A 10415-nucleotide genomic window follows, 5' to 3' on the forward strand; every position below is an offset into this window, starting at 1 on the left:
AGGCTTCCGAATGTCCGATGCAGTCCCGTCGTCGACGGTCGACGACTACAACGCCTTTCCCGATGCCGACGGCCACTTCGGCCGCTTCGGCGGCCGCTTCGTCGCCGAGACGCTGATGGGCCCGCTGCAGGAACTCGCGCAGGCCTACGACGCCGCGCGCGTGGATCCCGCGTTCGTCGAGGCCTTCGACCGCGACCTCGCGCATTACGTCGGCCGCCCGAGCCCGATCTATTTCGCCGAGCGGCTCAGTCGCGAAGTCGGCGGCGCGCGCATCCTTCTCAAGCGCGAGGACCTCAATCACACCGGCGCGCACAAGATCAACAACACCATCGGCCAGGCGTTGCTCGCCAGCCGCATGGGCAAGACGCGGATCATCGCCGAGACCGGCGCCGGCCAGCATGGCGTCGCCAGCGCGACGGTGGCCGCGCGACTCGGCCTGGAATGCGTGGTCTACATGGGCGCCACCGACATCGAGCGCCAGAAGATCAACGTCTATCGCATGAAGCTGCTGGGCGCGACCGTGGTGCCCGTGACCAGCGGTTCGGCGACGCTGAAGGATGCGTTGAACGAAGCGATGCGCGACTGGGTGACCAACGTGCGCGACACGTTCTACATCATCGGCACGGTGGCAGGTCCCGATCCTTACCCGCGCATGGTGCGCGACTTCAACGCCATCGTCGGCCGCGAGGCGCGCGCGCAGATGCTGGCCGAATACGGCCGCCTGCCGGATGCGGTCACTGCCTGCGTCGGCGGTGGCAGCAATGCGATCGGCATCTTCCACGCGTTCCTCAACGATCCTTCTGTTCGACTGGTCGGCGCCGAAGCGGCCGGCGAGGGCATCGCGACCGGGCACCATGCGGCGTCGCTCGCCGCCGGCCGCCCGGGCGTGCTGCACGGCAACCGCACCTACGTGCTGTGCGACGACGACGGCCAGATCATCGAGACGCATTCGGTATCCGCCGGCCTGGACTATCCGGGCGTCGGCCCCGAGCACGCGTTCCTCAAAGACACCCATCGCGCGGAATACGTGGGTGTGACCGACGAGGAAGCGCTGGCCGCGTTCCATCAGCTGTCGCGCACCGAAGGCATTCTGCCGGCGCTCGAATCCAGTCACGCACTCGCGCAGGCCGTGAAGCTGGCGCGCGGGATGCCAGGCGACGCCATCGTCCTGTGCAACCTGTCCGGCCGAGGCGACAAGGACGTGCACACCATCGCCGCACGGGAGGGGATCCGCCTGTAGCCGTCGTCACCCCTCAAGGGGAAGGTCGGGAATGCGACGGGAACTCCCTCCCTCCCGCCCTTCGTCTTCCGGGCCTTCCCCTTGAGGGGCGAACCGCACGCCATGCGATCCATGCCATGAACCGAATCGACCGACGCTTCGCGCAACTGCGCGCCGATCAACGCAAGGCGCTGATCCCCTTCGTCACCGCGGGCGATCCTTCGCTCGACGCGACGGTGCCGGTGATGCACGCACTGGTGCAGGCCGGTGCGGACGTCATCGAACTCGGCGTGGCGTTCTCCGATCCAATGGCCGACGGTCCCGTCATCCAGCGCAGTTCCGAACGCGCACTCGCGCGCGGCGCCGGACTGCACTATGTGTTTGAGTGCGTGCGCAGCTTCCGCGAACGCGATGCCGATACGCCGGTCGTGCTGATGGGCTATCTCAACCCGGTGGAAATCCGCGGCGCGGCACGTTTCGCGCGCGAAGCCGTCGCGGCGGGAGTGGACGGCGTGCTGCTGGTCGACCTGCCGCCGGAGGAGTCTGACGAATTCCGCAGCGCGTTCGTGCAGGAAGGCCTGGCGCTGATCCTGCTTGCATCGCCGACGACGAGCGACGCGCGCCTGCGCCGGCTTTGTGAAGACGCGCAGGGTTACCTGTACTACGTGAGTTTCGCCGGCGTCACCGGCGCGGACCGGCTCGATGCCGATGCCGCTGGGACGCGTCTGCACGCGATCCGGGCACAGAGCCAAGTGCCGGTGGTAGCCGGCTTCGGCATCAAGGACGCGGCCAGTGCCGCGGCGATGGCCCGCGAAGCCGATGGCGTGGTGGTCGGCAGCGCCCTGGTGGCGGCGCTCGATGGTGCGGCCGACCCCGCCGCGCGAGCAGGCGAATTCCTGTCTCCGTTGCGCCAGGCGCTCGACGCCTGAGCGAGGCAAACCGCACGCCCCGGTACGGGAATGCGGCCAACAAGGGCGTGCTGGCCTCGTGAGCGTGGCCGGCCCCGTGCGCGCTAAACTGGTCGTTCGCCATTAGCGCCTGAACGGGGAATACCCAACGCATGTCCTGGCTCAAGAAACTCATGCCCTCGGGCATCCGCACCGAAACCGGCGCCAGCAAGCGCCGCAGCGTGCCCGAAGGCCTGTGGGAGAAGTGCGACCGCTGTGGTGCGGTCCTCTACCGTCCCGAACTCGAGGAAAACCTCGAGGTGTGTCCGAAGTGCAGCTTCCACATGCCGATCCGCGCCCGCGTGCGCCTGGCGGCGCTGTTCGACGCTGGCAGCACGACCGAGATCGCCGGCGAACTCGGCCCGACCGACGTGCTGAAGTTCCGCGACCAGAAGAAGTATTCCGACCGCATCAAGGCCGCGCAGAAGTCCACCGGCGAGCGCGATGCGCTGGTCGCGATGGAGGGCACGCTCAAGCAGCGCCCGCTGGTCGCCGCGGCATTCGACTTCGCCTTCATGGGCGGCTCGATGGGTTCGGTGGTCGGCGAGCGCTTCACCCGTGCCGCCGAGCGCGCGGTGGAACTGCGTTGCCCGATGGTGTGCTTCACCGCGACCGGTGGCGCGCGCATGCAGGAGAGCCTGTTCTCACTGATGCAGATGGCCAAGACCTCGGCCGCGCTGGCCCGCATGCGCGCCCGGGGGCTGCCCTTCATCTCGGTCATGACGCATCCCACCACCGGTGGCGTGTCGGCCTCGTTCGCGATGCTGGGCGATCTGAATCTGGCCGAGCCCGAAGCACTGATCGGCTTCGCCGGCCCGCGCGTGATCGAGCAGACCGTGCGCGAGACGCTGCCGGAAGGTTTCCAGCGTTCGGAGTTCCTGCTCGAGCACGGCGCGCTGGACCAGATCTGCGATCGTCGTGAGCTGCGTGACCGCCTGGCCACGCTGTTGGCGTTGCTGATGAGCCAGCCGCAGCCACAGGAAGAAGAGGTGAGTGCTTGACCCGCAAATACTTCGGTACCGACGGCATCCGCGGGCGCGTAGGCGAGGGCCCGATCTCGGCCGACTTCGTGCTCCGCCTGGGCAACGCGTACGGGCACGCGCTGCCGCGCCGCGACTGGCGCAATCCGGTGGTGATCATCGGTAAGGACACGCGCATTTCGAACTACATGTTCGAGGCTGCGCTGGAAGCCGGCCTGGTTGCCGCCGGCGTCGACGTGCAACTGATGGGCCCGATGCCCACGCCGGCAGTCGCGCACCTCACGCACTCGATGCGCGCCGACGGCGGCATCGTGATTTCGGCGTCGCACAACCCGCATCACGACAACGGCATCAAGTTCTTCTCCGCCGAAGGCGAGAAGCTCGACGACGCCACCGAACTGGCGATCGAAGCCGCACTCGAGCAGCCGTTCCGGACGGTGCCGTCAGAGCAGCTCGGCAAGGCCGTGCGCACGCGCGACGCGCTGGGCCGCTACATCGAACACTGCAAGGCGTCGGTGCCCAAGGGCTTCGACCTGGGTGGCCTGCGCATCGCCATGGACTGCGCCAACGGCGCGACCTATCAACTCGGCCCGCTGGTGCTGCGCGAGCTCGGTGCGCGCGTGGATGCCATCGGCATCGATCCCAACGGCGTCAATATCAACGACGGCGTCGGCTCGACGCATCCGGAAACGCTGGCCGCCCACGTGCGTGCGACGCGTGCCGACATCGGCATCGCCTTCGACGGCGATGGCGACAGGGTGCTGTTCGTCGACGGCGACGGCGTAGTCTGTGACGGCGACGACCTGCTGTACGTGCTGGCGACCGACTGGCAGCAGAGCGGCCGCCTGAAGGGGCCGGTCGTCGGCACGCTGATGACCAACTACGCCCTGGAGCGCGCCTTCGCCGAGCGTGGCATCGGCTTCATCCGCGCGAAGGTGGGCGATCGTTACGTGCACCAGCAACTGGTCGGCAACGACGGCGTGCTGGGCGGCGAAGCCTCGGGTCATCTGTTGTGCCTGGACCGCTCCAATACCGGCGACGGCATCGTCAGCGCGCTGCAGGTGCTGGAAGTGCTCCAGCGCCGCCGGATGACGCTGCGCGAGGCGCTCGACGGTTTCGCCAAGGTGCCGCAGAAAACCGTGAACGTGCGCTTCGGCAACGGTGCGCGCCCGACCGAGGCGGACTCGGTCAAGGCCGCATTGGCGCAGGCCCAGGCAGCCGTCGCCGGCCGTGGTCGTGCCTTCCTGCGTCCCTCCGGCACCGAGCCGGTCGTGCGCGTGACCGTGGAAGCCGATGACGAGGCGCTGATGCAGTCCACGCTGGACGGTCTTGCCGCCGCGGTGCGCGAAGCGGCGGCCTGATGCCGCCATGGCCCTTCCTCGCGACGGAGAAGGGCCCGAGGTTCAGCGCTTCATGAAGCGCGTGAGCTGTTCCCAGGAAAGCCGCACCGCCTCCGGCGAAGCTTCCTCTTTCGGCAGCGGCTCGTAGCGACGGTCTACCACATCCGCGCCGCCGAACTGGTCGAACAGATAGATCCGCTCACCATTGCGGATGCCGCGCTGCGACCAGCTTTCCACCAGCAACGGACGCGTGGCCGGGATCGGCCCGAACAGATCGATGCCCGTCGCGTAGTCGGCGGTGTCGTTGCGGCATCCCAGTGCGTGGCGCATGACGGTGGGCACGAAGTCCTCGTGCGACGTCACCTCGCTCACGCGCCGGGCCGGCTTGCCGGGCCAGTGCAGCACGAAAGGCGTGCGCAGCTGGTAGTCCGAGAAGTTGCCGTTGTGCCCCCAATAGTTGCGGTGCAGGTCGTTGAATTCCTCGGCGTGGTCGCCGCTGATCAGCACCACCGTGTCGTCGGCCAGCGGGCTGTTTTCCAGCGTGTGAAGCAACTGGCCGATCAACTGGTCGCTGTAGTGCACCGCGGCGCGATAGCGGTTGAATTCGGGAGTGGAGTCGTGATCCGGCCCCAGCTTCAGGAAGTTCACGTCCTTCGCCATCGGCTGGAACGGCGAGACGAAACCTTCGGGCAGGTGATAGGGCGCATGCGGCCCGTCCAGGAACACGAAGCCGAAGAACGGCTGCCCCTGCGGATGACGCTGGATGTCGGCCTGCAGGCGCTCGATCACGAAGCGGTCGCGGTCCGCGCGGGCGAGATCCGAGGGCGCGTTGACGATCTTCCCGCGCACCTGGGAGAACACGGTGCGGTCGAACTCCGGGCTGTACAGCGGCGCGCTGCCGTAAATGTGCATGGCATAGTTCGCGCGCTGCATCTGCTCGATCATCGCCGAACCGCGCTGTTCGACCAGCATGGCCTGCCAGTAGCCGCCGGGCAGCCCGTACATCAGCCCGAACAGGCCGAACCGCGTGGCATTGCCGGTGCTGTAGTGGTTGTCGAACCTCTGCGACTGCTGCGCGTAGGCCCAGGCGTTGGGCATGACCTGCGGATCCAGCGCGTCGAAGCGCAGCGACTCGACCAGCACCACCACCACGTTGAGCGGTTTGGCCGCATCGCACTGCAGTGGCCGGCGCGGATACGCCAGCCCGCTGTCGCCGGTGCCGGGCAGTTCGGCGGCCGTGGCGGTCTGGACGCCGATCTTGTGCAGCGTGTCCTTCAGGGTGATCGGCTGCGCCCACGGGATGTAGGCCAGCTGCGAGATCATCGTCCGGTCGCCCCGCGCGTCCGCCCATGCCGTCATCGCCTGGCCGGCGACGCAGATCACGAGCGCGGCCCACCACGCGCGGCGGATCCGCAACGCTCCCGGGCGCCGCTCCAGCACGAGCCACCACCCGCGTGCCGCCAGCAATTGCAGCGCCACCAGGGCGACCGCCGCCAGCGCGATCACCGCCCACATGTCGGCCGAGAAGGTCACCTGATCGCTCAGCGCGCCGCCGAAGATCATGTTGGCGACCATTGCGTTGAGGTGGAACCTGTACAGGGCGAAGACCTGGGCATCGGCCAGCACCAGGCCGATCCACAGCGACTGCAGCACCACCGCGGTGCCGATCATCCAGCGCGGGTCGCGCACCAGTCTGCCAACCACCCAGGCCGGCAGTGCCATCACGGCGCCAAAGAACAGGAAATGGCCCGGCAGCGCCAGCGCCAGGAACGCCAGCGCACGCCATCGGGTGGCGGTCTCGTCGAACGGGATGTTGCTGGCGGCGATCAGCGTGGCCAGCAGGGCGTTGCCGAGGATCAGCCCGGTCAGCCAGGCGTTGCGCCGGGGCAGGGAAGAAGCGAGTGAATCCATTCGGGAGCGCTGCGGGCAGGGCGGTCGGTAAAAGGGCCGACATTATCCGGCAACAATTCTGTGATTGGGGTCCCGGCGCGGCCGCTGTCGTATCATTCGCGGCCCCGCACCATCCCGATCAGGTCCCTCGTGAACCGCATCCCGACCCTCGACATCCGCCGCTTTGTCTCGCCCGCCACGCCCGGGGACCGCGAGGCGTTCGTGGCCGAGCTCGGGGCCGCGTACCGGGAGTGGGGCTTCGCGGGCATCCGCGGCCACGGCATCCCGGGCGAACAGATCGATGCGTCCTATGACGTGTTCAAGCGCTTCTTCGCGCTGCCGGACGAGGTCAAGCGCAAGTACCACGTGCCCGGCCAGGGCGGCGCGCGCGGCTACACGCCGTTCGGCGTGGAAACCGCCAAGGATTCCAAGCACTACGACCTGAAGGAGTTCTGGCACGTCGGTCGCGAGATCCCGCGCGACTCCAGATACGCCGACGTGATGCCGCCGAACCTGTGGCCGGAGGAAATCCCGGAGTTCCGCGAGCAGGCCTATGGCCTGTACGAGGCCCTGGACCAGCTGGGTTCCAGCGTGCTCCGCGCGCTGGCGCTGCACATCGGCCTGCCCGAGGCGTACTTCGCCGACAAGACCAATTTCGGCAATTCGATCCTGCGTCCGATCCACTACCCGCCGATCACCACCGACGACATCCCCAACGTGCGGGCCGGCGCGCATGAGGACATCAACCTGATCACGCTGCTGGTCGGCGCGAGCGCGGAGGGCCTGGAAGTGCTGTCGCGCAAGGGCGAGTGGGTGCCGTTCACCGCCGATGCCGACACTATCGTGGTCAACATCGGCGACATGCTGCAGCGTCTGACCAACCACGTGTATCCGTCCACCACGCACCGCGTGGTCAATCCGCAGGGCGAGAAGGCGCGCCAGCCGCGTTATTCGACGCCGTTCTTCCTGCATCCCAATCCGGATTTCCTGATCGACGTGCTGCCCTCATGCATCACGCCTGACAATCCGAGCCGCTATCCGGAGCCGATCACCGCGCACGGATACCTGGAAGAGCGCCTGCGCGAGATCAAGCTCAAGTAATCGCGTGCCGTCGCGAAAGCGGCGTTACGCCGGCCGCCTGCAGCGCATCGCGCCAGGCGGCCAGTTTTTTTGCGAACGGCACCGACGCATTCGCCGGACTGGTGGAAGGCAACCGGTGCGACCGCACGCCGAACGAGTCCAGTGGTGGGGCGAGGCGGGCATACGCAGCCTGTGCTTTTGCACCGTTGAACAGCACCGATCGCACGTGCGGATGGCGCCGGAAGAACCCGACGAAATCGTTGGCCTGTGCGGTGTCGTCGCGAATCGCCGAATCCAGGCTGCCCTCACGTTCGCAACGGTCGAGCACGTCCCACAGGGCGATGCCTGCGGCACGCAGGCATTCCAGCCGCTGCGCGTATTCCAGGACGGGATCGGCACCGACCAGTTCGCCCATGATCGGCCAGAAGTGATTGCGCGGATGCGCGTAGTAGCGCTGCGCGTGCAGCGATGCCGCGCCTGGCATGCTGCCCAGGATCAGCACGCGCGCGTCGCGTGTCGCGATTGGTGCCAGGCCCTGCAACAGTGCGTCGGGCGATGGGGAGCGTCTCAACATGCGCCGGATTCTCACCCACGTGGAGTAAACTTGCCGCCGCTCGCGGCAGGCCCGTGCCGGTCGCGACAGGTATCACGCATCCGATCACGCTGAAGGGAGTTGCCATGCGTCGCAGAATCGTTGCCGGAAACTGGAAGCTGCATGGCGACCGCCGCTTTGCGATCGAACTCCTGGATGCACTGGTCGCGCAGTCGGCGCCCTCGGGCGTGGAGCGCCTGATCCTGCCGCCGCTGCCGTACCTCGCCGGCCTGGCCGTGCGCTACGCCGACAGCGGCCTGTCCTTCGGTGCGCAGGACGTCAGCGCCAACCAGAAGGGCGCCTACACCGGCGAGGTGTCCGCGACGATGCTCAAGGACGTGGGTGCCGGCTACGGGCTGGTCGGCCATTCCGAGCGCCGCCAGTACCACGGCGAGACCAGCGAACTGGTCGCGCGCAAGTTCATGGCCTGCAAGGAGGCCGGCCTGACGCCGATCCTGTGTGTCGGCGAGAGCCTCAGCGAGCGCGAGGACGACCAGACCGAATGGCGCATCGAGAAGCAGCTGGGCCCGCTGTTCGAACTGGGCGGCGACAAGGTGTTCGACGGCGCGATCGTCGCCTATGAGCCGGTCTGGGCGATCGGTACCGGCCGCACCGCCACGCCGGAGCAGGCCCAGGCGGTCCACGCGTTCATCCGTAGCGAAATCGGAGCGCGCGATGCTAGAATCGCTGACTCGCTGCCGATCCTGTACGGCGGTAGCGTAAAGGCCGACAATGCCGCCGCGCTGTTCTCGCAGCCGGATGTCGATGGCGGCCTGGTCGGAGGCGCCTCGCTGGTGGCTGCCGACTTCCACGCCATCGCGGTTGCGGCGGCGCCCTGACGAACTGCGGACCCGTCCGCCCGACGTCGCCCACGAGCTCTATTCGAAACTGGCAGAACCACGATGCTGTTGTTGCTCAACGTCATCTACGTGCTGATCGCGATCGCGATGGTTGCGCTGATCCTGATGCAGCGCGGCGCGGGCGCGCAGGCCGGCTCCGGCTTCGGCGGCGGTGCGTCGGCAACCGTGTTCGGTGCGCGCGGTTCGGCCAACTTCCTGTCCAAGGCCACCAAGTGGCTGGCGATCGCGTTCTTCGTGATCAGCCTGGGCATGGCCTGGAACGCGATGCGCCAGGCGCGCGGCACGAGCGGCGCAACGGCCCCCGCGGCCGGCGTGATGGCCGAGGTTCCGGCCGTTCCGACGGCTCCGGCCGGCAACACTGCGGTTCCGGCTGCGCCCACGGCCCCCGCAAGTGCGGTTCCGCAGGCCCCGGTTCCGCAGGCTCCCGTGCAGCAGGAATCCGTGCCCAGCGCTCCCGCGCAGGCCCCTGCGACGCAATCGCCGGAGTCGGCAAAGCCCCAGCCCCCTGCGGGCGGCTGAGCGGTCGCGGTAACATTTGATTTCATCAGCCCGGCACGGATTGCCGGGTACGGTCAGCGATGACCGGAATCGGCCGAAACCCCAGGGGGTGCGGTCGGGTCAGGAAGGCAAGAAGGTTTGATTGCCCAGGTGGCGGAATTGGTAGACGCACTACCTTGAGGTGGTAGCGACGCAAGTCGTGGGGGTTCGAGTCCCCCCTTGGGCACCACACCGACAACACGTACAGAAGCAACCAAGCATCACCCACCGGGGTGCGGCACGTAAGGCGGGCCGAGTCTCGCGCGGGAGGATGACCCCAGGCGGCTACCGCCGAAGCCAGGTCGCGGCAACGCGACCGAGCTACATGAAGCGAGAGAACAACGAGTGCTGGCCGAATACCTGCCGACCCTGCTGTTCCTGATCGTCGCCGGAGGTATCGGCGTCGCCCTGCTGGTGGTGGGCAAAGTGCTCGGCCCCCAGCGCCCGACGGTCGAGAAGCTCTCGCCGTACGAATGCGGCTTCGAAGCGTTCGAGGACGCGCGCATGCAGTTCGACGTGCGCTACTACCTCATCGCCATCCAGTTCATCATCTTTGACCTGGAAATCATCTTCATCGTGCCCTGGGCCACCGTGTTCCGCGAACTCGGCGTGATCGGCCTGATCGAGATGGGCATCTTCGCCGGCATGCTGCTGCTCGGCTTCGTCTACGTCTGGAAGAAGGGAGCACTCGAATGGGAGTGATCCAGAGCGTCTCTGACCTCATGCACAACCCGCTGCCCGAAGGGCAGCTGGACGACATCCTGCGCCCCGAGGGCGACAACCCGCTGCTGCAGAACGGGTTCGTCACCACCAGCATGGACGCGCTGTGGAACTGGGCGCGCACCGGCTCGATGTGGCCGATGACCTTCGGCCTGGCCTGCTGCGCCGTGGAGATGATGCACGCCGGCGCGGCGCGCCTGGACCTGGACCGCTACGGCGTGGTGTTCCGCCCGTCGCCGCGCCAGTCCGA

Annotated in this window: 10 protein-coding genes, 1 tRNA gene and 1 pseudogene; 10 read left to right on the forward strand and 2 right to left on the reverse strand. The window is 67.7% G+C overall.

Annotated elements, in window-relative coordinates; genetic code table 11:
* The first annotated feature begins 10 nt into the window (after positions 1-10).
* The 4 genes from trpB (at position 11) to glmM (ending at position 4507) form a co-directional block, all read left to right on the forward strand.
* Complete coding sequence (gene trpB, locus VFE83_RS17730; RefSeq protein ID WP_324908644.1) at positions 11-1240, forward strand: tryptophan synthase subunit beta; 1230 nt, start codon at positions 11-13, stop codon at positions 1238-1240.
* 116 nt (positions 1241-1356) lie between these two features.
* Entirely contained in the window at positions 1357-2148 is a 792-nt protein-coding gene (gene trpA / locus VFE83_RS17735) for a tryptophan synthase subunit alpha (protein WP_324908626.1), read from the forward strand.
* Positions 2149-2279: 131 nt separating this feature from the next.
* Positions 2280-3167 (forward strand): acetyl-CoA carboxylase, carboxyltransferase subunit beta, encoded by an 888-nt coding sequence (gene accD / locus VFE83_RS17740; protein ID WP_324908628.1) that lies wholly within the window; start codon positions 2280-2282, stop codon positions 3165-3167.
* On the forward strand, positions 3164-4507 hold the full coding sequence (glmM, locus tag VFE83_RS17745) for a phosphoglucosamine mutase (protein WP_324908630.1): 1344 nt from the start codon (positions 3164-3166) through the stop codon (positions 4505-4507). Before accD ends, glmM begins: the two co-directional genes overlap by 4 nt.
* 42 nt (positions 4508-4549) lie before the next feature.
* Here glmM and VFE83_RS17750 read toward each other — a convergent pair whose 3' ends face one another.
* Positions 4550-6397: a DUF3413 domain-containing protein gene (locus tag VFE83_RS17750; protein ID WP_324908632.1), complete on the reverse strand. Its 1848-nt coding sequence runs from the start codon at positions 6395-6397 to the stop codon at positions 4550-4552.
* Between the two features lie 129 nt (positions 6398-6526).
* On the opposite strand from VFE83_RS17750, the gene VFE83_RS17755 reads away from it, so the two are divergent.
* Positions 6527-7477 carry an isopenicillin N synthase family dioxygenase gene (locus VFE83_RS17755; RefSeq protein WP_324908634.1) on the forward strand — a complete coding sequence of 317 codons (951 nt, stop codon included), beginning with the start codon at positions 6527-6529 and terminating at the stop codon, positions 7475-7477.
* Here the strand turns inward: VFE83_RS17755 and VFE83_RS17760 are convergent.
* Positions 7470-8030 carry a DNA-deoxyinosine glycosylase gene (locus VFE83_RS17760; protein WP_324908636.1) on the reverse strand — a complete coding sequence of 187 codons (561 nt, stop codon included), beginning with the start codon at positions 8028-8030 and terminating at the stop codon, positions 7470-7472. The genes VFE83_RS17755 and VFE83_RS17760 overlap by 8 nt on opposite strands.
* A 104-nt stretch (positions 8031-8134) precedes the next feature.
* On the opposite strand from VFE83_RS17760, the gene tpiA reads away from it, so the two are divergent.
* From tpiA to VFE83_RS17785, 5 genes and pseudogenes are all read left to right on the forward strand, one after another.
* The gene (gene tpiA / locus VFE83_RS17765; RefSeq protein ID WP_324908638.1) at positions 8135-8887 is read left to right on the forward strand and encodes a triose-phosphate isomerase; all 753 of its coding nucleotides are present in this window, start codon (positions 8135-8137) and stop codon (positions 8885-8887) included.
* 63 nt (positions 8888-8950) lie between these two features.
* A complete protein-coding gene (gene secG / locus VFE83_RS17770; RefSeq protein ID WP_324908640.1) occupies positions 8951-9427 on the forward strand; it encodes a preprotein translocase subunit SecG in 477 nt (158 codons plus the stop codon).
* Positions 9428-9550: 123 nt separating this feature from the next.
* A tRNA-Leu gene (locus tag VFE83_RS17775) sits at positions 9551-9635 on the forward strand.
* Positions 9636-9790: 155 nt separating this feature from the next.
* Positions 9791-10147, forward strand: coding sequence for an NADH-quinone oxidoreductase subunit A (locus VFE83_RS17780; RefSeq protein ID WP_324908642.1), 357 nt, complete (start codon positions 9791-9793; stop codon positions 10145-10147).
* Positions 10138-10415: pseudogene (locus VFE83_RS17785) on the forward strand (NADH-quinone oxidoreductase subunit B); the annotation flags it as partial. The gene VFE83_RS17780 and the pseudogene VFE83_RS17785, both read left to right, overlap by 10 nt.

Source organism: Lysobacter sp., assembly GCF_035655815.1.
Classification (GTDB): domain Bacteria; phylum Pseudomonadota; class Gammaproteobacteria; order Xanthomonadales; family Xanthomonadaceae; genus Lysobacter_J.

Excerpts from the sequence above, each read along its gene's own strand:
- VFE83_RS17760 (WP_324908636.1), bottom strand. The coding sequence starts at position 8,030 with ATGTTGAGACGCTCCCCATCGCCCGACGCACTGTTGCAGGGCCTGGCA.
- trpB (WP_324908644.1), top strand. The coding sequence starts at position 11 with ATGTCCGATGCAGTCCCGTCGTCGACGGTCGACGACTACAACGCCTTT.
- trpA (WP_324908626.1), top strand. The coding sequence starts at position 1,357 with ATGAACCGAATCGACCGACGCTTCGCGCAACTGCGCGCCGATCAACGC.
- tpiA (WP_324908638.1), top strand. The coding sequence starts at position 8,135 with ATGCGTCGCAGAATCGTTGCCGGAAACTGGAAGCTGCATGGCGACCGC.
- accD (WP_324908628.1), top strand. The coding sequence starts at position 2,280 with ATGTCCTGGCTCAAGAAACTCATGCCCTCGGGCATCCGCACCGAAACC.
- secG (WP_324908640.1), top strand. The coding sequence starts at position 8,951 with ATGCTGTTGTTGCTCAACGTCATCTACGTGCTGATCGCGATCGCGATG.
- VFE83_RS17750 (WP_324908632.1), bottom strand. The coding sequence starts at position 6,397 with ATGGATTCACTCGCTTCTTCCCTGCCCCGGCGCAACGCCTGGCTGACC.